The 22888-nt window shown below is 53.8% G+C and carries 18 protein-coding genes and 2 pseudogenes; 8 read left to right on the top strand and 12 right to left on the bottom strand.

Going from position 1 to position 22888, the window contains the following annotated elements:
- Nucleotides 1-280 precede the first annotated feature (280 nt).
- From BLIJ_RS10865 to BLIJ_RS10850, 4 genes and pseudogenes are all read right to left on the bottom strand, one after another.
- Nucleotides 281-1546, bottom strand: coding sequence for an IS110 family RNA-guided transposase (locus tag BLIJ_RS10865; protein WP_012578363.1), 1266 nt, complete (start codon nt 1544-1546; stop codon nt 281-283).
- A gap of 412 nt (nt 1547-1958) precedes the next feature.
- A pseudogene (locus tag BLIJ_RS13850) lies at nt 1959-2637 on the bottom strand (ATP-binding protein).
- A 68-nt stretch (nt 2638-2705) separates the two neighbouring features.
- Nucleotides 2706-4167, bottom strand: a pseudogene (gene istA, locus BLIJ_RS10855) (IS21 family transposase).
- 125 nt (nt 4168-4292) lie between these two features.
- Nucleotides 4293-4706: a helix-turn-helix domain-containing protein gene (locus BLIJ_RS10850; RefSeq protein WP_012578361.1), complete on the bottom strand. Its 414-nt coding sequence runs from the start codon at nt 4704-4706 to the stop codon at nt 4293-4295.
- Between the two features lie 233 nt (nt 4707-4939).
- Here BLIJ_RS10850 and BLIJ_RS10845 point away from each other — a divergent pair, with 233 nt between their 5' ends.
- Nucleotides 4940-7744 (top strand): DUF4365 domain-containing protein, encoded by a 2805-nt coding sequence (locus BLIJ_RS10845; RefSeq protein WP_041982096.1) that lies wholly within the window; start codon nt 4940-4942, stop codon nt 7742-7744.
- A 104-nt stretch (nt 7745-7848) separates the two neighbouring features.
- Here the strand turns inward: BLIJ_RS10845 and BLIJ_RS10840 are convergent, their stop codons facing one another.
- Together BLIJ_RS10840 and BLIJ_RS13845 are read right to left on the bottom strand one after the other, a co-directional pair.
- Nucleotides 7849-8775, bottom strand: coding sequence for an AbiH family protein (locus BLIJ_RS10840; RefSeq protein WP_475559616.1), 927 nt, complete (start codon nt 8773-8775; stop codon nt 7849-7851).
- On the bottom strand, nt 8759-9085 hold the full coding sequence (locus BLIJ_RS13845) for an AbiH family protein (RefSeq protein ID WP_012578358.1): 327 nt from the start codon (nt 9083-9085) through the stop codon (nt 8759-8761). The genes BLIJ_RS10840 and BLIJ_RS13845 overlap by 17 nt, the downstream gene beginning before the upstream one ends.
- Before the next feature lie 343 nt (nt 9086-9428).
- Here BLIJ_RS13845 and BLIJ_RS14490 point away from each other — a divergent pair, with 343 nt between their 5' ends.
- The 4 genes from BLIJ_RS14490 to BLIJ_RS10820 all read left to right on the top strand — a co-directional run bounded on the left by BLIJ_RS14490 (nt 9429) and on the right by BLIJ_RS10820 (nt 11726).
- Nucleotides 9429-9680: a hypothetical protein gene (locus BLIJ_RS14490; protein ID WP_126386354.1), complete on the top strand. Its 252-nt coding sequence runs from the start codon at nt 9429-9431 to the stop codon at nt 9678-9680.
- A 667-nt stretch (nt 9681-10347) separates the two neighbouring features.
- The gene (locus tag BLIJ_RS10830; RefSeq protein ID WP_014485121.1) at nt 10348-10782 is read left to right on the top strand and encodes a hypothetical protein; all 435 of its coding nucleotides are present in this window, start codon (nt 10348-10350) and stop codon (nt 10780-10782) included.
- A 63-nt stretch (nt 10783-10845) separates the two neighbouring features.
- Nucleotides 10846-11340: a helix-turn-helix domain-containing protein gene (locus BLIJ_RS10825; protein ID WP_012578356.1), complete on the top strand. Its 495-nt coding sequence runs from the start codon at nt 10846-10848 to the stop codon at nt 11338-11340.
- Complete coding sequence (locus tag BLIJ_RS10820; RefSeq protein WP_012578355.1) at nt 11337-11726, top strand: hypothetical protein; 390 nt, start codon at nt 11337-11339, stop codon at nt 11724-11726. The genes BLIJ_RS10825 and BLIJ_RS10820 overlap by 4 nt, the downstream gene beginning before the upstream one ends.
- Nucleotides 11727-11869: 143 nt before the next feature.
- On the opposite strand, the gene BLIJ_RS10815 is transcribed toward BLIJ_RS10820, so the two are convergent.
- On the bottom strand, nt 11870-12946 hold the full coding sequence (locus BLIJ_RS10815; protein ID WP_012578354.1) for an acyltransferase family protein: 1077 nt from the start codon (nt 12944-12946) through the stop codon (nt 11870-11872).
- A 24-nt stretch (nt 12947-12970) separates the two neighbouring features.
- Between BLIJ_RS10815 and BLIJ_RS10810 the strand changes: the two genes are divergently transcribed.
- Complete coding sequence (locus tag BLIJ_RS10810) at nt 12971-14242, top strand: IS30 family transposase (protein WP_014485119.1); 1272 nt, start codon at nt 12971-12973, stop codon at nt 14240-14242.
- A gap of 375 nt (nt 14243-14617) precedes the next feature.
- Here BLIJ_RS10810 and BLIJ_RS10805 read toward each other — a convergent pair whose 3' ends face one another.
- The 3 genes from BLIJ_RS10805 to BLIJ_RS10800 all read right to left on the bottom strand — a co-directional run bounded on the left by BLIJ_RS10805 (nt 14618) and on the right by BLIJ_RS10800 (nt 17369).
- Nucleotides 14618-15334, bottom strand: a complete 717-nt coding sequence (locus tag BLIJ_RS10805; RefSeq protein WP_012578352.1) for an Abi family protein — start codon at nt 15332-15334, stop codon at nt 14618-14620.
- 189 nt (nt 15335-15523) lie between these two features.
- Complete coding sequence (locus tag BLIJ_RS15400) at nt 15524-15652, bottom strand: hypothetical protein (RefSeq protein WP_014485118.1); 129 nt, start codon at nt 15650-15652, stop codon at nt 15524-15526.
- Nucleotides 15653-15977: 325 nt separating this feature from the next.
- A complete protein-coding gene (locus BLIJ_RS10800) occupies nt 15978-17369 on the bottom strand; it encodes a hypothetical protein (RefSeq protein WP_012578351.1) in 1392 nt (463 codons plus the stop codon).
- A gap of 464 nt (nt 17370-17833) precedes the next feature.
- Between BLIJ_RS10800 and BLIJ_RS10795 the strand changes: the two genes are divergently transcribed.
- Nucleotides 17834-19252 carry a tyrosine-protein kinase domain-containing protein gene (locus tag BLIJ_RS10795; protein WP_012578350.1) on the top strand — a complete coding sequence of 473 codons (1419 nt, stop codon included), beginning with the start codon at nt 17834-17836 and terminating at the stop codon, nt 19250-19252.
- A 224-nt stretch (nt 19253-19476) separates the two neighbouring features.
- On the top strand, nt 19477-20883 hold the full coding sequence (locus BLIJ_RS10790; RefSeq protein ID WP_077323796.1) for a hypothetical protein: 1407 nt from the start codon (nt 19477-19479) through the stop codon (nt 20881-20883).
- A gap of 23 nt (nt 20884-20906) precedes the next feature.
- On the opposite strand, the gene BLIJ_RS10785 is transcribed toward BLIJ_RS10790, so the two are convergent.
- Together BLIJ_RS10785 and BLIJ_RS10780 are read right to left on the bottom strand one after the other, a co-directional pair.
- Entirely contained in the window at nt 20907-22262 is a 1356-nt protein-coding gene (locus BLIJ_RS10785; RefSeq protein ID WP_012578348.1) for a type II toxin-antitoxin system HipA family toxin, read from the bottom strand.
- Nucleotides 22240-22803, bottom strand: coding sequence for a helix-turn-helix domain-containing protein (locus BLIJ_RS10780; protein ID WP_012578347.1), 564 nt, complete (start codon nt 22801-22803; stop codon nt 22240-22242). The genes BLIJ_RS10785 and BLIJ_RS10780 overlap by 23 nt, the downstream gene beginning before the upstream one ends.
- Between the last annotated feature and the right edge of the window lie 85 nt (nt 22804-22888).

Raw genomic sequence — 22888 nt, 5'->3', positions numbered from 1 at the left:
GATCCCCGTTACGTCGGCCATATGGCGAAACCCATCATCCCCTGGAAACCGGGCGGAAGACGATCGAACCGGTATCGGGCGGCATGCGCGGAAGCAAGCCGACCGGCGGCTCGGCGCGGGCGTGAGCGCCGTGGCCCATTGGGCCAAGGCGCATCGCGAGGGCGGCATGGCCGCGTTGCCGCCCAGGAACGGGAACGCCGCGCAGGACGGCGGGACACCGTCGAGGCCGCGGCGCGACGACTCCTCCGGCGATGACGGAGACGTGTGTATTCTGATGCTCCTATACATTGTCAAGCGTTTGGGTGTGTTGTTTTGGGTTGGTTGTCGAGTGTATCCACTGGATGGCCCGTTGCTCGAGTTCGGGAAGGTCGCGTGCGCCGCGTTCGATCTCGCTGATGCGGCTCGAGGGCACGCAGAGCGCCTCGCCGATCTGTTGCTGGGTGATGTTCCGGCTGACGCGTAGTTCGCGCAGCTTGGCGCCGCGTTCGGCCGGGGTCCCGCGTCCGACCTCGCCGTTGCGTATGCTGATGAGCGCCCGGTATGCCTCGCGGGCGATGAACCGTTTGACGCAGCGGATGATCTCGAGCTTGCCTTTGCCCTCGCGGGTCTTTTTGGCCATGTAGTCGCGGGTCGGCTTGTGGTATCGCAGGCGGACGATGGCGATGCGGTGCAATGCCATATTGCCCTGCCGGTTGCCGCCTTTGTTGAGCCTGTGTCGGTTGGTCCTGCCGCTGGACGCGGGGATGGGGCAGACGCCGCAGAGTTTGGCGAACGCGGCCTCGCTTCGGATGCGTTCGGGGTTGTCCCCGGCGACGATGGCCAGGGTCGCGGCGATGACGGCGCCCGCGCAGTACATGTCGAGCAGCGGCCTGGCGTGTTCCTCGAGGATCAGGCGCATGCGTTCCTCCAGGAGACCGGCCTGCCGTTTGAGCGCCTTCCATGCCTTGGCGGCGGATTTCAGCGCGGCCAGCACGCTCCGCTCGACCAGGCCGCCGGCCGGTCTGCATTCGGCGAGCCTGTTCATGCGGGTCTTGCTCCTCAACCCCCGGTAACGTTCCCTGATGGGTTCCGGGGCGGCGGCGAGCAGCCCGTTCGTCGAATCGGGGATCGCGGTCATCGCCGACACCAGTTGGGATCGCTGCGCGTTGAGGTGGCGCAGTGCCTCGACCCAGCCGTCCGAGCTTTTCGGCAGGCTCGTGCCGTCGCCGGCCATGACGCTACGGGCAGCGGCGACCGCGTCGAGGGGATCGGACTTGCCGTCCCTGCGGCGCACGCTTCGCCTGGGGCGCGGCACCTCGCGCACCTCGTATCCGGCGGCAGTGAGACGACGGGCCAGGGCCGCTCCGAACGAGTTCGTGCCCTCCACGCCCACGGCCGCGACCCTGCCCGGCCCGGGCGGCATGCCGATCAGCCTGTCGTATCCGTCCGGGTCCGCCGTGAACGTCTCGGCGCCCAGCGGCCTGCCCCGCTCGTCGAGCAATGCGATGGTGTGCGTGTCCGTGTGGGTGTCGATCCCGGCCCGCACCACTTCGTTCGGCGGCGTCATCGTTGTCGTTCCTTTCCATGTGTTCGGATGCCTCCCGGGGGCTTGCGGCGCAGACAGGACGTTGACGGGGCACGCTACCATGGTTCTTGCGGGATCCGACGGGAGCGGCCACGCTCCCATGGGGTCATGCATCCATGGCCCACGGGTCGGCGGCCATGGGCGGGACAAATCAAAATAAGGACAGCCACCGGAACCGATGGCGTCAGTCAAATGTGGGGTCACCGCCCAAGCCGTCATCCACCATTATCACCGATCAGAAACCGGCATAACCATTATCAACGTCAAATCGAGGTGGACGCTTTCAGCACTTAATCTGGACACGGTCGGCGTTCAACTTGAACACCATCGTCGGCTGTTCCCTTGTTTTTTTTGTTGTTTGTCTGGTTTATTTCATGAGGGAGTGCCTGTTCCGTTAGGATTCGCCGTGGAAGCGGAGGATCCCGCCGTGGTGGACGATGCGGTCCATGACCGCGGCGGCCATGTCCCCGTCGCCGAACACGTCGCCCCATCCGCCGGACCCGAGGTTCGAGTCGGAGATGACGCTGCGGGTCTCGTAGCCGTCCGCGCCGGCCTGGAACAGGAGGCGGGCCCCGTTGATGTCGATGGGCAGATGGCCGGGCTCGTCGATGATGACCAGCCCGGCCCTGCCTATCGACTTGAGCTCGGCGTCCAATCTGTTGTCGTCCTTGGCCTTCCTCAAGCGCATGACCAGGCTCGAGGCGGCGAGGAACCTCACGGGTATCATGCGTTGGCATGCGAGCATGCCGATCGCGATGGCCAGGTGGGTCTTGCCGCAGCCGACGTCGCCGTGGAGCACGAGGTCCTCGGCCCGTTCGACGGACTCCAGGCTTTCCAGCTGCTCGCGGCCCCGGTCGGCGGGGAACGAGGCCATGCCCCCGGTCGTAGCCGTCCAGGGTCTTGTTCCGGGGGAAGCCGGCCTGTCCGGGCAGCCGCCGCCGTTTGGATTCGGCCCGGCTCGCGTTCTCCTTCTCGAACAGGTTGGCCAGGAAGCCGGGCCGGCCCGGGGTCGCGTTCTCGATGGCGTCGCGCGGCACGCTGTGGGTCAATGGCGGGTTGCGCGCCAAGGTCATGACCTGTCCGGGTGTGGCCTTGTCGACCACTCCGCCGCCGCGCTTGCGCGGCTGGCCGTCGTGTGCGCTCATGCCCGTCCCTCCATGTATTCGTCATGGTGTTTCGGATCCTGGCCGCCCGAGGAGCCCTTGCCCTCGAGGACGCGTCGGGCGCATGTGGCGATTGCGGCCCGGTCGATGGTCCGTCCGGCGTCGATGACGGTCTCCACCGCTTTGACGGTGGCGGCGAACCCGCATTCGGCGGCCACGGCGCGGATGTCGTCGAGCAGGTTGGCCCGCACGCGTCCGTCCATGCGGTCGAGCAGGGACCGCACGGTATCGGGGCAATCGTTCCTGATTGGGCTTTCGCCCCATATGCGCGGCTTGCGCGCGATGATCGCGAGCAGGCTCGTCGGATCCGCCTGGGTTTCCGCCGATTTCCCCCACACGCGTTCCAATGTGACGATGTGCCCGCCATCGGGATCGCGAAGCTCGATCTCGAAGACGCGCACCCCGGCCTGCAAACGCATCGAACGCCATCTCGGGCCGGCCAGATACCGGTTCGCGTCGATGACGACGGAGCCGGTCTTGTCGGCCTTCACGCTCCTCCAGTCACACGGGTCGAACCGCACGCCAGGCAAGGGCAGCATGTGGTCCTTCTCCGCCTCGAACAGTTCCCGAACCGGAACGCCATGCCGGTAATGGTCCGATCCGGCGATGCGTTCGCACGCGTCCAGCCACACGCGGGCCGGCGCCCGGAAGCTCTCGGCCGACGGCATCGGCACCATCAGGTCGCGCCCCGCGAAAGCCGACCGCGTTCTCCACGCCGCCCTTCCCGTGGCCGGAATACGGGTTGCAGAACCGGGGTTCGAACCCGTAATGCGCGCAGAACAGGGAGAACAGACGGGTCCGGGCGGCCGTGCCGTCGGAGTTGCGGTGGCCCACGCCGGTGGCGTTGTCGAACACCACGACCCCGGGCGTCATGCCCGTCCTCTCGAACACCTCCGGCAGTCCCTGGCACACGCATTCCGCGGTCTCGCCCGGCAATGCCGCCACCCGGCGCATGTTCGAACACGGGAACGACACCGCCAGGAAATGCACGACCCGTTCCACGCCCGCGACCACGGCCCGGGCCTGGCCGAAATCGACCTGCGCGCTTCCCGGCGCCCACTTCGATTCGGCGAAGCCGTCCGACCGCGCTCGATGCTCTTGCCTCCAACGCTTGACCCGGCGCTGCACCGACGAGTACGGGCCCGTGAACCCGCATTCCGCCACGAGCCGCTCGTACACGCGGGTCGCGGTATGGCGTTGCTTGACCGGCATGCGCAGGTCGGCGGCCGGCCATCCGTCCACGATGGCCGCGTACCCGTCGTCGACCAGCGACCTGCCCGGTCGGACGGCATTCGATGGCCTGGGTGAATAATCCCCATGGTTGGCGTACTTGACCACGGTCGTACGCGATACGCCGAGCCTTCGTGATATCTCCTTGTGGCTCAGGCCTTGGCGGTCGAGCTGCCTGATACGCCGTCGGACACGCACCGGTGTCGTCATTTCCTTTCCTCCCGAGAACCATCAGTTTGGTTGACAGGCACTCGGGAATCCATCAAGGAACAAGACGATGCCGGTGTTCTTATTTCACCGGCACCGTCACCGCCGGCGATGTCCAAATTGAACGCTCAAGGTGTACAGAAACAAGTGCCGACAGTGAACACCTTTATTCGATCACACACAGTGGGTCGCGGAGCAGGCTTGTTGGTCTGGCTGGCGTTCCTGTTCCTGGGCTGCATCGCGGCCATGCCGCCCTCGCGATACGCCTTGACCCAGTTGTGGACAGCTCCGACGCTTACGCCGAGCAGTTCGGCGGCCTGCTTCTGCCGCATGCCGTCCGGCACCGGTTCGATCGCCTTGGTCCTCATCTCCGGCGGGATGATTGGTTCCGCCATATGGCCAGCATACCCGGGATCCGCCGCCAGCCAGCGTTCCAGGCACTGCCTGGTCGGATCGCCCAGATGCCTCACCACCTGGGCCGTGGTCATCGGCGTGGTGAAATACAGCTCCACCGTACGTCGCCGTTCCTCGGGACCGGACATATGATAATCCTTTCGTTCAGTCTCCAAGAAAACGTCCGCAGCCCCCCCTATCGGTTAGCGAGGTCGCGCATAAGATGTAAATTGCGTTATTTTTATCTCAAGGGTGAAACTTAAGAGCACATAGAATCTCGGGGTTATCTAAACCGACTCGAACATTTGTCCTTTGTACTGTAAGATTCAGAGCAAAACGAGTGAAAAATACACGACGAAGTTACTTGTGAAAGGTAGTGGTTATGCCTGGAACATTTGGGGTCAGAATCTCACCGGAAGCTCGAAGGGGAGAGGGCGGCGAAAATCAGGTAAAGGCTTTTTTCTCTGACACTTTCCAATGGTGCATAATGTCCAAGGACATTGATTTTGGCACTGATTTATGGGTGATGCCGGTGGGCGATGAGGGAATTCCTTCATTTGTGGTTCTCGGTGTGCAAGTAAAGAAAGGAGCAAGCTACTTCAGGCATCCTAAAAAGGATGAGCAAGGTAATGTGATTGGCTGGTGGTTCGGATTTGATGCCAATCATGAAGCTTCGTGGACTAATGGGAGAATTGCTCATGTTGTTGTTCTGATTTCTAATGAAGGAACAATGTATTGGTCCAAGATCGAGTCTTCACAGATTGACCGTTCTTCCCGAAAACCCAAGATTCTTGTATACAAGGATCATGTGCTGGAAAAGACAGATGAAGAAGAGATTTATGAGTTCGCATGCAGCACGTATGAGAAGTCTGCATTCAACGGAGTTGTGTGGAATGGTCTGAAAAACATTAAAAACCAGGATCGCATTCGACTCGCAATGCTCGCTCCTCGTGTGATAGCCCCGCATGTGAATAAACATATAGATAACTTGAAAGGTCATGAGGCCTTGGCTTCCTTGCTATATGGGAATGAGTATGGATTGGAGTGGTACTGGAGAGCGGGAAGTGGTTCCATGGCTGACGTGGCCATGCAGAAAGGGAAAAGAAAGGATGAGGCATGGGCTTCATCTGACTGGTGCTGGAAGGCGGCCGCGGCTTTTTATGATTACTTTGATGGACAGGGTGGACGCTTGGATGAGCTTTTTTCGGTTGCGAAATCTCCTGAAGAGCAAGCCGCATCGGCGGTAATGCAATTTGCCTTTGATATAGATGATAATGATTGGAGTGCCGCTCTTCAACATATTGAAGCTGTTATGACTTATGATCTTTATCCTGTAGATAAAGCGTGGCTGCTGGTTCACGAATCATGGGCGATGTTTGAACTCGGTCGTAAGGATGAAGCTATTTCTGCCGGTTCGAATGCAGTGAGTCTTTGCTTGCAGAATCCAGATGATATTACCGCTAATGGAATCTGTGGCGCGGCAATGAGATTGCTGTGGCAATACGATTGGATTTGGGGAAACGTTAAGTCATCTGGAAAGCAGGTTGATGTAGCTGAGGTGATTCAGTCATCCGACAATCCAATTTTCTGGTGGCTCGAATTGGGAGAGCGTAGCATTGCGGGTAACGCAGTGTCGAATCGGTGGCTTCATAGCATTGGAGAAGCAGAGAAAACCCATTCGCTAAGACGACGTTTTATCTCCCTTATTCTTCAGACGGCATTTCTCGGTGACAGAGATGCGTGGAAAAGATATTGCTGTTTGCAGGCAGAAAATGCGTATGCTCAGATTGAGGATGATAATGAGGGGAGAACGGACATCGTCAATGTGCTTGAAATGTTTCGGCGGTGTTCTTCCAAAGACGATTATCGGAAAGTACTTTGGTCCGCCATCCAGAGAGCTTCAGATTCCAGGATTGTTGAATATGCCGAAACTGTATCGTTGAATGAGTCCACGCATTCAACGGCACTGAATGATCTGACGTTGTTCCAGTGCATAGGTGATTATCTTTCTGCAGATAAGGCTGATGAAGTTTGCCTTTGGTGCTTGACGACGATGGCGTCTGTGCGGGAGTACGCTCGGAAGGTTTCTGCGACGTTCAATATCCCTATTGAACTGCTCGAGACGCTTAAAGCTTGTTATAGGGCGGCAAATCGAGATGTACAGGAAAAGATTGAGCAATGGTTCTTGGAGTTGCCTTGCGTAGAAGAAAGCTACGCTTCGAGAGCGCAGAACCTGACGATTCTGTTTCCGGAGTCCTTTTGGGGTGATGACAATCTGGCAATCTTGCTGCAACGATGCGATGCAGGCTCTCTGCAGCAATGGTACGAATATAAGCAAAGCTCTCATGATGAGGAATCGGAAGCGCAATGGCGCGTAAAGGTGAAGAGCGGTCAAGTTGATGTAATCAAGAGCGTCGATGATGCGCAAAAACTTTCCGAGGACGAGATTCGAAGGGTTTCTGATTGTTTTTCTGCATATTGTGCTGAGGCAATAGCAAGCTACGAACAGTCTGGAGTTATTGCTGTTCATGGTGTGGATCACATGCTGAGCGCATTCCTCTTCTGCGGATATGCTCATCCGGAATTAGTTGATTGGGATTCATTCGTGAAGCTTATGCTGTCCAACGCTGAGGCGCTTCAAGACAAAAGATGGCCTTTGAAATTCCTTATACATTTCAGTAATGAATTGCCTGATGGAATTCGAGAGGAACTTTTCAGCATGTTGTCGTGTTTTGTCAAAAGCTGTGAGGATAAGGCCAATATTGTCTATTGGCTAGCGTATGAGGCAATGGCATTACTGTGTGAGGATGAACGTCAAAATATTATTGATTATCTGATATCGAATAAGCGATACAATGCGGTCGCTCGCATAGTGCAACGGTTCCCCGCTGAGAGGTACGTACAGTTGATGGTCACCATGCTGAAAATGGGACCTGCTGGCATGTGCGATACTGCGGCCGGCGCGTTGACCAAACTCGAGCTATGCAATTTCGGTGGCGTGATCGTAACCGAAACTGTTGAGGACATAATGGCGAACGGTACGCTTGCTCAAAAAGAATGGATAGCTGAAGCGGTGATCGAATTTACTGAGGAAATTCCTGCCAGAATGAGAGAACGACTGATTGCCCTGGAAGATTCAATAGGTTCTTCTATGAGGAAAGCATTGAAAGAAAAGCTGGACGTTTAGCCCACAGATATTTTAAAAGGTGATCTGGAATCAGTGGAGTAGTGACTGAGAGGTTGCGCACCTAGGATTTTTACGTCACATGCATGATTCCCAAATGCGCAACCTTATATATCTAGTGGCTGAAGAATCCCCAAGCGTAATAAGATTCGCGAAATACTTGTTATTTTGTATTGTTTATCTTTATGGAAGTTGGATTTCTTCAAAAGAAATTCTGCCACTATTTTCCAAGGTTTGATACGTATTATTATTATCAGATTCGTGAGCTGAATCGTATTTATTAAGCAGTTTGCGTAAGTTTTTATTGCAGATTTTCTGGATATGCCGTTCGTGTAATATATACCCAACGTAGAATCGGATTTGTCAAATTTTGCAAGATCAAAATATCTTCTGAAATAATCAAAATCAGCATCGCTGAATGAACATCCGAAACATCTGATTTCGTCAATTTGTTTTTTACTTAATTCATTAATGGTTCTTGCAGATTGCTTATCTAAGCATTCTTTTTGTTGTCGTCTTGTGTCTTTGAAGAAAGAAGAGCGGTAACCTGATGTAATCTTCATCTTAGTTTTAGTAGGGTAACCGTTGTCGTCTGCGATGCCAAACATGGCAGTGCCTTGATTCTCTTCACCATGAAGATTAACGTAGTTAGGTATGCCTTCCAATGGCCGAGTGTAGTTAAAAGACATTACAAATTCTTCGTGGGGCTCTTTGGGCATACTGGACATATGTCCTCCGATGGTTCCAAAGGTAACATATTCAATCCGTTTTGAGGTCTCGGCTTTCTGAATTTTTTCGAATAGTAGCTTTGCGTTGGTTTGATAGTTGGGATTTTGGTCTATTGTACTTAAATATTTTGCAAAATCGTTTTCAAGATTGCTTAGCTCTTGATCAAATATGTCAAATAAATTTTCTTCTGTACGGAAAGCGATATCCTTCTTTTGGAAGTAAAGTGTTAAAAGCTCATACATGCTCTTCTTTTGAGGAGATGTATTTTCTGGTCTATTGGAAAAATATTTAAAATATTCGCTGATAGATATCTCGTTTTCTTGTGGATAATCCTGTAAAAACGTATCGATATTTTTTTTCTATATCTTGCCAAAGAACATAATCATTCCTATAACCAGGTTGGTCATGTTCATAGGCAAAGACAATGAACCAAGCAGAGGGAATATTCTTGATGCCTCCATCTTGAATTTCTTCATAAAGTGCTGTAATCGCTTTTGAATCAGAGGAGTTATATCCTTTGTACCATTTGAAACGTGACTCAAAATAATCTGCATAGCGAGATTTCAACCCGCATGCTAAGTCGAAGCCATTACCAAGAAGGTACAGCGTTCTCATGTAAATCCTTTCGATTGTATTCCATAAAGCTAAACTTACACTTTTCGATATTCTATGAAGTTGACTAATACCATTTATTGCTTAGTATAATTTTATGATAAAGCATATACTTTTGTCTTTTCGGTCGTGATTGGTTATCTGCATGCAATGATGGGAGGCGGGATCCTCCTGTCGCCAGGATCAGCAGTGTCCAGATGTATAAATCATCGGGAATGACTGTTCTGTGGGCCCATAGCCAGCCGATGCCGCTGACGATCTCCTGGAATACCTCTCCCAACGCATATCTCCTTCTCCGGAATGCATATATGCTTATTGAACCTTAATTCAAAGGTGGCATGAAAACATGCCCGATCAATCTCTTGTTGTGCGTTTTTCTCTTGTGAAAGAGTGTGGAAACTGTACTCTAATTGAAATTATTCGTACCAAGGAAGCGCATTCCATAACAGGTCTTGTCAGTGGTGAAAAAGCTCGGGATAGAGCACTCGCGTATTCTTGCCTACGCCATGCGCGGCTATCCGCGTCGTTGGTTGATGGTGATGGCGAGCAGTGTCTGGCGGACGAAGTCGAGCTGGGAGAAAGGAATTTCCGGCAGTAGGGAATCGCCGATGTGCCTTGCTCGTATGTTGAAACTATGGAATAATCAATGGCTGTTCATATGCACTTTATAGTGAGACATTTCTGTCGTATATAGGGGTGAGTCTGGGGCTGATTTTCGGTCTCTCCCAGGGCGGGGTATATTCCCGCCTTATATACTTTTATTCACGACTAAAAACCGTGGGCTCATCATCTTCATCGATGAGCCTAGCGTGCTTTCGACTATTCCTGTGAATCCGAAGTGGTCTTGCGTTGTTTCACGAAGCGCAGTCATATCACAAATTAGGGCATTCATCTGTCAGGTTTCTGAGAATCCGATGCAACCACCACCTAAGCAACATTGAATCGCATTCGCTGGTTTGGTGCTCAACCTTCCATTGATGAAACAAGTTGCTGTTGTTCCTTTTCGTCATATCCTTCGGGGACTGGGTAATGGTCTTGGGGGAAGTCGATGTCAGTGTTATCTGTCGTGGGAAATATAGGATTTGCCTTCTCAGAATCGAACAAACGTTTGAGGAGTGTGCTAGCTTTGCCATAGCGTATTCCTCGGAAAGGGTGGATATCATATGGCTTCTCGTTCTGCAAGAAGTCGTTGCGTAAGCGGCAAATCAGTGGTATACCTATGGGCCGGCGAGTCTTTGGGCCAAACTTCGGAACAAGGCGAAACCATGTCCAAAACGGTGGCGTCTTGGTTTGCAGACAAAGCGGCGAATCAAGAACTTGCGAATGGGAATATCGATTTCCGTCGTTTCGACAAATACAGGATTAAGCTCGAAGCCTTTCTTGAGGAAAAGCTTAATCGATTGCAGGAGGGGAAGCTAACGCCTGGCAGCGAGGTTATAGAGGTCAAACATGCAAGCTCGCGAGTCATCTTTGAATTGCGTTGGCATTTTGAAGCCGCGGCTCAGCATAAAGGCAAGACGCAGATACGCCATTACGAGGCGGAGCCTGTTGAAGTGAGGAACTCCGTTTTTGGTCTTGTCATGCATGTGAAGGACATAACAGGAACCGATACTGAAATTACGGAAAAGCAAAATCGTCAGATTGAGATAGCTGAAATTCTATACGACGAGTGTTCAAAAAATGACTGGAGGCTAAGCTGATGGTAATAATGTCGAGCCTGTGGTGGATATTACTATAAGTAATATCCACCACAGGAGGGAACCATGGATGGTCGGCTTCCTTACGATTATCGGGAACTTGCCTACGATTTGTATCACGCCGAGGACCAGCTTCTTGAGGAGCTTGTTTCCCTGCGTGCGCAACGGGGCATGACTCAGAAGCAATTGGCTGATGAGCTGGGCGTGTCCCAGTCTTACGTATCTCAGATTGAGAACGGAAGAAAAAAGCTTGTGACATTGCTCACCGACTATGCGCTGGAAGTCGGAGCGCGCATTACATATAGCGTCGAACCTGCGGAGCTAAAGCCGGAGGGCGGCCGGAAATACGATACGTGGAAGGCCGCTCAGCAAATGCAGGTAACAAGTGAATGGTCCAATGGCGATATAACGGTGGGCGCCATCAACATAGAAATAAAAGTATCCCGGCAAAAACCAGATCATGATGGTCCGCACAAGGTTACCGTAATGGGTGCTTCGGGCAAGGCTACTCCTTGGCGTGCAAATGAAGACATGGAATCGAAAAAGGAGCTGGTTGGATGAACGTCAACAGAATTATGCTGCTCGGCCAGTCAAGCGAGCGCGATCTTGCCCAAGACTTGCAGGAAGGCGCGGAAAGCAACATCAATTTTAATTTTGGTTTGAATCCAAGCGATGACAAGCCTTGGCCGTACGAATTAACGTTGCATTCGGAGATCACTCTCAAAAAAGGCGATTCCGAAAAGAATGTGTCTCCCCTTTTCGTATCCGATCTGCGCTATGCGATTCAATTCGATTCGCCCATTGATGATGAAAATACCCCGGCGGCTCTTTCCGTTGCATGGCCTTACATGAGGGAAAAGCTCGTTGAACAATTGCAGTCGCATGATATACCTGCGATGTCAATAGTGCCGTTGTCGATTGCTGCGTTGCCTGCGCAATCCCAATAGAACTGACTTGAGCGTTAGTTCTATTGGGTGTTCTGGCACGTTCGTCCTTTGACGTTTCCACTGGCTTACATGCTGATAATCCGCGCGACCGTCTAGGTTCGGTCGCGCGGATTATCAGCTAATCAATGATGGTTCATCGTTTTTCAGCGGGCTTGAGTGTCGGATGAATCGGTCATCGGCGTGCGCGAATGATTGTGCACTCGGATGGAGACTTTGTCCCACAGCAGCTCGAACCAGTGCCCGCGACGCCGGTCGATAGTGGCTGCGAACAATGCTTGGCGGATGAAGTCAAGCAGAGTGCATACGGCGTAGATCGCCGGCAGGATGCCGAGGATCTGCAGGATTGCCAATGGCTGCTGGTACAGGTTCTGCAGATTGAGCAGCCGTGCCCAGAGCAGTTTCATTGAAGCAGCGTAGTCGGTGATCAGGTACACGGCGAACGCGGATTGCGCGATTCGGTTGATGGTTCGATTGTGGAAGGTGACGCGGCCGAACAGCAGGAACATGCCGAAGCCGACCATGATGACGGGTAACCGCCAATCACCGGTGATGTATATTCCCATGTCGTGCCTAAGCAGCGACAATGTTATGGAGACGCAGGTGTACAACAGGAAAAAATCGAGCCTGATGCCGGTCGTCAGCCAGACCTGCTTGGTGGTGAACGGTTCCATATACCACTTATAAGCAGAAATCAGAATGAACAGGTAGATGAATCCGAAGAAACCATCATTAATTTTTATCATTCCGGGGATGAAACTGGTCAATCCCCATATGACCAGCACGGTCGTGGCCAGCGCGAGGTGGTATTCGCGTCCGAGCGCCTTCAGTCCCTTGGCCAGGAAGGGGAGGAGCGCCAGGAATATGGCGTAGGCGGTGGCGTACCACCATACGCCCATGCTCAACGGCATGACGCTTTTCACCATGAGTTTCATACTGAGATCGGCTCGGTCGAACACGAGGTAGAACGCTACAAGGCACAGACTCCAGAACAGGAGCTCGCGTTCCATGATCCACACGCGTTTCAGGTTGGATTTGATGGTCTGCTCCCTGTCGAGGAAGAACCATGCGGAGATGGAAAAGAAGATGACCGCGCCGACCTTGCCGCCGCCGGCCATGACGAGCTGGAAGAAGATCCGTTCCGGTCCCAAGGGGAGTTTCAGCACGTCATAGCCGTTATGGCCGATGAAGTGATGGGCGAGTTCTAGTGATCGTTGCAACACCTGACCTACCGCAAGGAGGGTCAGGTGGCCAGAAGCCACCGAGACGAAGACCGTGGCGGGGAACACCGTTGGGCGTTCAACGGCGTCGAATATCCGACGAGGAAGCTGATGTGCGAGGCGAGACGCGCCGAGTACGTGCGCCTGCTGGACGAGGAAGGCATGAACTTCACCCAGGCCGCGCACGCGGTCGGCGTCTCGAAACGCACCGGCAAGGCGTGGCGCAACGGCAGGACGCGCGCCACGGGAAGGAATGAGAAACCCCTGGTGGACCGGTATCGTTCCACCATGGACAAACCCAGGACCCTCCATCCGCGCTACCTGAGCCAGGAGGAGCGCATCCAGATCGCGGACCGTCTGTGTCTGGGCGATTCGGTCCGCGCCATCGCCCGCCTGCTGGGCCGCGACCCCGGCACGGTCGGCCGCGAGGTCGAGCGCGACGGGAATCCCGAGTCCGGCGGTTACGAGCCCTGCCGCGCCCGGCAGAAGGCCGCGGACCGGCTCAAACGCCCCAAACCGCGCAAGGCGTCCGAGGGCACGCGACTGTGGGACGAGATCGCCGCCGGGTTGCGCAGGCATTGGAGCCCGGAGCAGATAGCCAACCGGCCGAGGCCGGACCTCCCGGATAATGGGGATATGCACGCGAGCGTCGAGACGATCTGCCAGGCCATCTACCTGCAGGCCAGGGGCGAACTCAGGCAGGAGCCGAAACGCGCCATGAGGCAGGGGCGAACCGCCCGCAGACCCCGAGGCGGCCAAGGCCGCAAACCCCGTTTCCGCGAACCCATGGTCATGATCTCGGAGCGGCCCCCGGAGATCGAGGACCGGGCGGTCCCGGGCCACTGGGAGGGCGATCTCATCACCGGCAGCCGCAACAAAAGCGCCATCGGCACGCTCGTCGAGCGCACCACCAGGTTCACGATCCTGCCGCACCTGCCCGACGGGCACGACGCCGAACACGCCCGGCAGGCCATCATCGACAAGATGCAGCACCTGCCCAAACTCCTGCGCAACAGCCTGACCTGGGACCAGGGAGCGGAACTCGCCCTGCACAAACGGATCGGCGCCTCGCTGGACATGGCCGTCTGCTTCTGCGACCCGCACTCCCCGTGGCAGCGCGGCACCAACGAGAACACCAACGGGCTCCTGCGCCAGTACTTCCCCAAAGGCACCGACCCATCCGTCTACCCGGAGGACCACCTCGACGCGGTCGCCGAGGAACTCAACGACCGGCCACGCAAAACCCTCGGGTTCATGAAACCAAGCGAGAAGATCATCGAACTGCTCGACGCCGCGTGATAACCTCAACAACCGACAACGTGACCATGGAAGGCCGCTCAAACCTCAGGTGTTGCAACCACCACTAGAATCCGCCATGTGCCGGTGCGCTGTGTTTGGCGCTCATACCGCCGTTGTTCTCCGTGGCCTGGTTCTTCTCGCTCACAATTCTCCTCTAGTCTGTGGTCTCTCTTCCCTCTGAATTCTACGTTCCCAGACCGACTGTATGCCTCATCCCATTTCTTCCGTGACCAACCTCATCCAAGAAAACGTCACCAGCCCCTTTCTGCTGTGGTTTGATTGAATTGACTGATTCGGGATATCGGTCAATCCATGCTGTAAGGGAAGACAGAATCGCGTCAGCGGACGGCCGCGGGACGAATGTTCCGAAGTGAGTCAGGGGCGTGGGCTGGAATGCAGAAAAAGTTCGACGGGGGTTGGCGCATCGGGTTCGAAGACATCTGCTTGTGGCAGGAGTTCATGGAACAAATCCACAACCAATCCATCAACCACGGTCGGGTTCCTTGTCCCGTCGGCATTGTGAAACAACGGCTCATGATGCGCAATACGGTTCCTGCACTCGTTGATGAGACGGATTTTAGCGTTCAGGTCCGCACGATTCGTCCCGGAGGGCCACGCGTGGTGGAGGTATGGTATCCACAGAATTCTTTCGTGGGCTTTGTAGGTCAGATGCGCCCAGAATCCAAGTGGAAGGTTCGCGATCGTCTTGTCCGGTTGTATGGTCTCCGTACGGGAGGGTGTGGCGTTGCGAATGCTCGTCCGGTTCAATGCGTTCGCGTCGAACGACTGTCCGGCTCTGTTATGTCGTGGTATAGGGATGTTGACAGGTGAATCGTCATCGAACAGCCAGTGCCTGGTACCGTCCCAACGCGAGTCGATTTCTCTGTTGTAGGCATTGCGTAGTGCGACTTCGAAGAACGCGATGTCCTTCATCAGGGTCTGGCCAAGATTGATATTCCATTCGTACAACCGGAGGGCGCGCTGCAGATTGTTCCCTGAAGCGTCAAGATACGTTTGGAGACGTGGTGATGAGAGCCATTCGAGGACCCATGTTTCATCTGGAGCGTGGTTGTGCGCGAGGACGTCAATCATTCTTGGGACTCCTTGGCGTCGTAGGCGAACGAGTAAAGCAATGCCCCGGTGACATGGGAACCAGCGGTCAGCACGGGGCTTGTATCCATAAGTATAACAGATGTTTCGAGGTCTTTGTCTTTCCCGTTGTCTATCTAGACGTGCAACGTTGGTCGAACGCGGCGCCAGACTGCGCGAACGGCGCGTAAGTCACGGCATCACCCAACAGCAGGTCGGCGAGGCGCTGTGCGTGCCGGTCGAGGGCAGCATGCCGTATTCCTTGACCCGGCTGGTGTAGACGGTGCCGGTGTACTGCACGCCATGGTCGGAATGGTGCACGAGCCCGTCGGTCCCGCCGTGCGCACGTAGGTGATGTCGGCGACATGCAGCCGGTTCGGTGCCGACGCCTTGAACTCTGGCGTGTATCTCGTTCCTTTTGTCATGGTTCCATCATCTCCCATCGAGTTAGGGGAAATGCGGAACAAAAATTAGCTCATATCAGGTGTTTTCCTAGACCTGGTACGTGAAAAGATGGGTGAGTGTACCGCACTTTTCATCAAAAAGGATACCGTCCGCATCTGTATCCTAAAACGCCTGACCGATCATTCCGTATGCGCACTCTTTATCGGCATGATAGAGAGTAGCGAATTGCGATTCTCGCATTCTAAAGAGAATTGATGTTGTTTTTTCCTCGATTCATTATTGTGCAGACAGCCCATATGAACAGTGGAATTGCATAGAATGCGTATGATTCAAACTGAATATATAGGTATGCGAGAAGAATGAACCAGCATATGTTCCGTCGGCTCCATCCATGATGGACCGCTACATGTGCTAATACCAAGAGCAAGAAGGTCAAAAAGCAAAATAGACCAAATTCGGTAATGAAGCTGGCATAGATGCTCATTGTGAAAGTATCCGCTGGGGGATTTGCTAAACCGTCGATTTCGGTATTGGGCGCACCGCCATGGGCGTCATACCATTGGCGGGCACCGGCGTAACCAGTACGCACTGCATTAGAGATATTGCCTGCGCCCCATCCAAACATGAAGTGAGGTAGATCATGTTTCCATGACCACATGGGAGCGAGCATATGGAAGATTCTTGCACTCATCGATCCGTCACCAGCAAGTAATCCATTGGTGACTAAAGAGTTTAGACGCGGATTGATGATAATTGCGCTCAACCCACCTGCTCCAAGAAGTCCTAAAGCACCGACGAACCCAGCTGTTGCCTTACGTGAGTGGAAGTTGATTGTCGCTATCAGCCAGATAAATGTAGCTACCACTGTATCCAGTATGATTCGGGTGCCGGAGCCCATCGCAATTGCTCCAGCGGCAAATATCGGTATCAATATGCCAATCTTGCGGTCGCGGGTCAGCCAGAAAACTGGCAGGAGTACGCCGAACAAATGCATGCCGATATAGCTAGGTTCTGCGAACATGAATTGAGGACGAACGCTCGCATAGTTTCTATACAGAGCACCCCAAAAATATGCTCGTACTGGCTGCCAGTTCAGATGTCGTTCCAAAGCGATATATTGCAGTATCCCAATGAGGAATGCCACTACATATGCGGTGAATAGCGTAGTTAACAATGTTCGTACAGGTACACGTTTAATGCGGATCGCGATGTCGAGCGAAGCCAAGCACGCCAGCCCTAACAATATGGAGATGAATGACTTTGCGGTTGCGCTGGCGTGTATTCCATATGACTGCCAGCCGTATACGGATGTGAGCACTAGTAGCAGGGGAAAGAGGAAGAACGGCAGGAAGCGGCGTGCGGTATCGCGCAAGTATCGCCAGTTGATGATTGTGTACAGGGTGAACAACCAGGGGGAGATTGGCGTCCAATAGGGGAGTGGAATGCCAATTTTTGTGCCATCAAATGGCAGCATGGCCACTGCGGCAAACACCAACATGTCTGATGGGGTGATGGTGATACGAGTCAGCGTCTCGGTCATTGCCCCACGCTGTAGCGCGGGGCAATGACCGGAGTTTCTGCGTTTTTCTTGAACTGACTTGTTGCTGAGCTGCGTATTGTTCGGTGTGGACATACTTGGTTCCCTCCCATATCCTCCGTGAGAACTGTACCAGTTGCATGTGTGGGTGAGGTGATGGGGGTTCGGTCAACCGTTCACTTTCATGAAGTACTTTTAAACTCCCACCAAGTAATTGGCAGTCGCTTACAAAATTCGAATCCTTGAAGCAAGGATGCCATAATATACTCCTTCACACTGCATAAATATTATTGACAATTTTGATTGTAATGAATGATAATTTGAATTACAATTTTATATATCACATTCTCAATTTCAATTCATAATATGGAATAGGGAATAGTGCTGTCGCAAAATATTTAGTGAGAGTACATTGTGATTGCGATTGTGTACAGTTATTCTGCAGTCGTATCAAGGGTTTTGGTCATTGTTCACAAGGATACAAAAGCTCGAGAAGTTCCCCGGTAGGTGCTAAATTATAGACCATCTGTGAAAATTTCCCGAAGAGGTAAGGAAGAACATTGACCATCGCTGATTTGCTGCAGATTGTTCGCAAGCATCTCGCGTCTGCGATTATCTCGTTCGTGGTGGTGTTTGCTGCAGTCGCAGCTGTCACATTCATCATGCCGCCGAAGTACACGGCTACGGCTGAAGTGTTCGCCACGTATGCCGGTCAGTCCGGTGAGACGCAGACTACCAACGATATGAGCTCTGGTGCCAATTATTTGAATACCCAGATCACGACGTATCCGGAACTGGTGAAGACCGAAGCCGTGCTCCAGCCCGTCATTAAGGACCTCGGTCTGGATATGACCACGACCGATCTTGCCGATGTGGTGACCGCTACGAACCCCACGAACACGTTCATGGTGGATATCTCGGCGGAAGTCGGCGATCCGCAGCAAGCGGCCGACATCGCCAACAGCGTGGCGAAGAACCTGGCCGATCAGGTTTCTTCCGACCTGTACAACAACTCCTCTTCCAGCGACTCTCCCATCAAGCTCACGGTAGTGCAGAAGGCTCAGACTCCTACCGGGCAGAGCTCCCCGAACATTCCGCTGTATCTGGCCGCGGGCCTGATTCTCGGCCTCATCGTAGGCATTGGCGTTGCCCTGCTGAAGGACATCCTCAACACCAAGGTGGACTCCACCGATGACGTGCGCGAACTGACCCACGCCTCTTCGCTGGGTGCCGTGCCGCAGGCTGCGATTCTTGACGACAGCCGCCCGGTCGTGGTTGCTCAGCCGGCCGGTAGCGAGGCCGAGGAATTCCGTCGTATTCGCACGAACCTTTCGTTCCTTACCACCACCGCCACGCAGGGTCATGGCCGACTGCTGGTCATCACCTCTACCGATCCGTCCGAAGGTAAGACGACGGTTTCCTGCAACGTTGCCGTGGCTCTCGCCGAGGAAGGCAAGAGTGTGCTGCTTATCGACGCCGATCTGCGCCACCCGTCCGTGGCCCACAAACTCGGCATCGAAGGCCACGTGGGCCTGTCTCACGTGCTGTCTCGCCAGGCGTCCCCAGCCGATGTCATCCAGAAGTACTGGAAGCCGAACCTGCACATCATGCCTGCCGGCAAGCGCCCGGCTAACGCCAGCATCTTGCTGAACTCCGATCTCATGAAGGAAATGGTCGAGCAGGCCCTCACCCAGTACGATTACGTGATTATTGATACTGCTCCGCTGTCCGTGGCCAGCGACGCCACCGTATTCGGTCGTATGGCCGGTGGTCTGGTGCTCGTGACCGGTAAGGGCGTTGTGGAGAAGAAGGAGCTGAGAAGCACCGCTACGGCTCTGCAGACCGCCGAAGTGCCGATTCTCGGCTTCATCTTCAACTTCGCTGATCCGAAGAAGATGCACTCGAAGAACTATTATTACTACTATTACGAGGACGGCAACAAGCGCAGATCTCATAAGGGCGCCAAGAGCAAGGGCTAGGGCAAGAAGGAAGGCCGCAAGTAGTAGTTTCGGCGTTTGCCTATTGTCTTGCAATATGAACCGTGCGGTGCTTCTGTGCCGCACGGTTTTACTGTTAAAGGACTGAGTTGTTTGGGTGCATGATGCTGGCTGTATATCGAATAGTAAAGAATTGTGACGTTCTTGAGTACCAGCTGGCACACTTGGCATGGGGCTGTATAAACTGACAGTTTGGAATGACTTCAATGATGCAAAGGAATGAGAAGAGCATGGGAACAGACGAACGCCCTGAACCGAACGCGGAATCTGGTTCCTCTACGTCGCCGGCTCGTGGTGATATCGTCGATACCTGCTGGGACATACCGCCTATCTCGTTTGTCGAGAACGCAGGCAGCGCTGCGTCGGGTGACGGCAACAGTACTGGTGCTGTTGCGGATGGCTCTCAATTTGCATTCCCCAGCTTTGACGAAGTAATGGAGTGGCCCGCTGCGGGCGCGGCGAATACTGATGGCGGTGCCTCTTCCCCTTCCGATGCTGTGGCTACTGCCCCGATGACTTTTGCGGCGCCTGATACTGCGGAGAGCGCTCAGTCGCCTCGGCGGGATGACAATGCGACGCTGCCGCTTTTTGCGCCGGTTCCTGAAGCCAAGCCGCAACGTGATAGTGCTATAGACGATTTGAACATCGACTTCAGTGCCATCGAACAGAATCCCGAGCCGGTGGAGGAGCCGGAAGAAGACCGTGTGGCAGGGACTCCTCGCGGTGGCAAGGGCGGCAAGAAGAAGACCAAGGGCATTATCATTTCGGTGATTGCTGCGCTGGTGGTGATTGCAGCGATCATTGGTGGTGTATGGTACTGGCGTTCCAGCGAGCAGCGTCAGGAAAGCCATCAGCTGCATCAGGATGCGTTGACGGCATGTGCTGAGGCCGTGGACCAGAATTCCACCGCTCAGAAGGCGCTGGCCAAGGCGTTGGCCGACGCCAAGAGTGCTCAAAGCATTACAGCTGATCAAGTGGCTGACGGCGCGACCGTGGATGCGTTGAAGAAGGCAGTTGCTGCGGTAAAGAACGTGGAAGCGGTGGAGTGCAAGACTTCAGCTTCTACGTCGGACCTCAAGGAATATGCCAAGACGGCCACTAGCCAGACCAAGACCGCCAAGAAGAACGCCACTGTGATTACTGCCGCGGCAAAGGCCGTGACGGACAGCAAGAACACTAAGGATCAGGCTAACGCCCAGCAGGCGTTGCAAGGCAAGATCGCCGAGGCACAGACTTTGCTGGACAACAGCCTGTATGCCGTCGACGATAATTCAACGCGAGTGACGCTGGAAAGCGACATCGCCAACGCCAATACCGTGCTGTCCCAGCAGGGCACTGACGTAAAGGCCATGCAGGATGCCGTCAACACGTTGACTGCGTCCATGGATGCAGTCAACACGTCCATGGCCAACTACAGCGCAGCTGTTGAGGCTCAGCAAGAAGCAGCGCGGCAGAAAGCTCTGAATGATTATTATGCACGATTAAGGCAGCAGCAGTTGTTGCAGCAGCAGAACAACCAGACGATGAGGGGGACAGGCGCCCCGGCGCCTGATCAGGAGAAGAAACCGAAAGATGATCAGGAGAAGGAACCGGAAGTTGAGCCGAAGCCGTAAGTGATTGTGCTCTAGCCTAATTGTCAAAGGAACCGCGAATAACAGTAGCGCGCATTTCCACCATTTGCTGTTGCGAACCAGCTCAATATACGCGTGCTTTGTGCCGCTATGCCGTCACGGATTCGCATAATCAGTTCGAATTTATTTGCGGTTTGTTCGCCGGTGGCGGATTGCTCCAGCTGTTGTGCCAGTGCAAGAGCTTCCTCAGAAACTTGTAGGAATGCTGGCAATGTGCTCAATGCATATTCGAGAAGTATATTACCGAGCGTCTCCCAATCGGATTGTCCTGTACATGCTTCGGCAAATCGATGCCAGTGACGTAAATCGATACGTTCCCATGAATATTCTCCTCCAATGCGCATCGCAAGTTTACGTTCTTTGCGCTGTGTATCGTAGGCAAAATACGATGCGATATCGTATAGCGGTGCAAGATGGGGTGTCCCGCCGATTGGTTCCAAAATAGCATAATTCTTGGCATGTGCATCTCCGCCGGCAATGATGTAGTTGAAAACCAACGCTTTGAAGAAAAGATGTACGCTGTCCTCTGGCAAACCATTGTCGCGCATGAAATGCACGATGTCAGTGGCTCCTGGGCCTCCCTCTGATTCATACTTTTGGTCGGTCATAACACTCATCGCTTGGCATAAATCCTCCTGATGAATGCGCTTCACGATTGCGGGTGCGACGCTGTTGTCGACAATGCGATCCCATCGTTCGCTGACTATTGCCGGAATGCCGCCGAAAAGACAATAGTCGGATTGTGCAACGGGAATTCCGAGTTTCTTTGCGGTATTAAGACATATGTATTCATTGAATGCCTGTTCGTGCAGACTACTTACTCCGGGTTTGATGATGTGAGTAGTGGCGGCTTTGCCTTCGGCCTCATACCATTGTCCATTGGTGAATCTGACGGCGAGTTTGTCATGTGCGCCGTTTAAAGACCAATGTTCATCGGGGCTTTGCCAGGAAGGCGGCTGTTCCCCTGTTATTTTTTCGAGTCGTTGTCCGATTTGTTCTTTGCTGATTGGCGTAATCGTTTCTGTGATTAGAGAGTCTGATTTTTCGGGAATGAATTGCACCCCTCCACCACAGTCAAGGCCAACGGCGGTGAGTAGCGAAAAAGGATTGCGCGCATTAACGCCATGTAAACGTGCTATGCGTTGCCTGACTGCTGGGTCATCAGGAAGGATCCCATCAATATACGCTTCGACTGCAATGCCCTTCCATGGTGCTGCGCGGCGCGGCATCGATAATGATAACTGCGCATTGCTGGGGCTTGATAAGTCATAGGTGAAAGTATGATTGCCGAAAAGATCCTCTTGGAGGACTCCTAAGTGGATGCCTTCCAAAAAAACGTTAAGCATCTTGATTTTTGTCATCGTATTCCTCGCTGTCGTTCGGTTCGTCTGCCCCTGTAAGGTCATATGCGTCGGATGCTGAGGATAGGTCATGCAATGTGTCGAGATATTGTCGCACTGGCAGCGAAGATATGGATTTCAGTTGAAGCTGATATTGTTTGAGCTGCTCTTGGAATGATGGTAACGAGGTCGCTTGTTCCGCAATCTGCTTGGCCAGTTTTGCCATGCTTGGTGTATTGGTTTGGCTCAATGCATCTGATGTTTCTGCGAACGTATTCTGATTGCTTGCGAGAGATGCATGCGCTGATGGGTACGGGGCTATGTCCTGTGTGGAGGGCACTTCGTATGACACGGTAAAAGTGACCTCTAGGGCGTTGCATAATGCAAGGATTCGGCTGAGGCTGGCGTTTTCGATTTTTCCTTGTTCTAATTGGTTGATCCAAGGACGGCCGAGACCGGTTTGTTGGGCGAGCGCTGTCTGCGTGAGTCCTTTGGCGATGCGTGCGTCACGTAGGCTGATAGCGAGCTGACGGGGCGACCGTATGATACTAGAAGCTTTCATTGATCCACCTGGATGTTAGTAATACCGAACATTACTGTCATTGTTCGATCATTCTAACATTACATATGAATATTGTGTTGTCTAT

Origin of the sequence: Bifidobacterium longum subsp. infantis ATCC 15697 = JCM 1222 = DSM 20088 (genome assembly GCF_000269965.1) — a bacterium.
Classification (GTDB): Bacteria; Actinomycetota; Actinomycetes; order Actinomycetales; family Bifidobacteriaceae; genus Bifidobacterium; species Bifidobacterium infantis.
This window is presented reverse-complemented; position numbering and strand designations above follow the sequence as displayed.

Coding starts and splice junctions, on each gene's coding strand:
- BLIJ_RS10865 (WP_012578363.1), bottom strand. CDS start 1,546: ATGACGCCGCCGAACGAAGTGGTGCGGGCCGGGATCGACACCCACACG.
- BLIJ_RS10850 (WP_012578361.1), bottom strand. CDS start 4,706: ATGTCCGGTCCCGAGGAACGGCGACGTACGGTGGAGCTGTATTTCACC.
- BLIJ_RS10845 (WP_041982096.1), top strand. CDS start 4,940: ATGCCTGGAACATTTGGGGTCAGAATCTCACCGGAAGCTCGAAGGGGA.
- BLIJ_RS13845 (WP_012578358.1), bottom strand. CDS start 9,085: ATGAGAACGCTGTACCTTCTTGGTAATGGCTTCGACTTAGCATGCGGG.
- BLIJ_RS14490 (WP_126386354.1), top strand. CDS start 9,429: ATGCCCGATCAATCTCTTGTTGTGCGTTTTTCTCTTGTGAAAGAGTGT.
- BLIJ_RS10830 (WP_014485121.1), top strand. CDS start 10,348: ATGTCCAAAACGGTGGCGTCTTGGTTTGCAGACAAAGCGGCGAATCAA.
- BLIJ_RS10825 (WP_012578356.1), top strand. CDS start 10,846: ATGGATGGTCGGCTTCCTTACGATTATCGGGAACTTGCCTACGATTTG.
- BLIJ_RS10820 (WP_012578355.1), top strand. CDS start 11,337: ATGAACGTCAACAGAATTATGCTGCTCGGCCAGTCAAGCGAGCGCGAT.
- BLIJ_RS10805 (WP_012578352.1), bottom strand. CDS start 15,334: ATGATTGACGTCCTCGCGCACAACCACGCTCCAGATGAAACATGGGTC.
- BLIJ_RS10800 (WP_012578351.1), bottom strand. CDS start 17,369: ATGTCCACACCGAACAATACGCAGCTCAGCAACAAGTCAGTTCAAGAA.
- BLIJ_RS10790 (WP_077323796.1), top strand. CDS start 19,477: ATGATGCAAAGGAATGAGAAGAGCATGGGAACAGACGAACGCCCTGAA.
- BLIJ_RS10785 (WP_012578348.1), bottom strand. CDS start 22,262: ATGACAAAAATCAAGATGCTTAACGTTTTTTTGGAAGGCATCCACTTA.
- BLIJ_RS10780 (WP_012578347.1), bottom strand. CDS start 22,803: ATGAAAGCTTCTAGTATCATACGGTCGCCCCGTCAGCTCGCTATCAGC.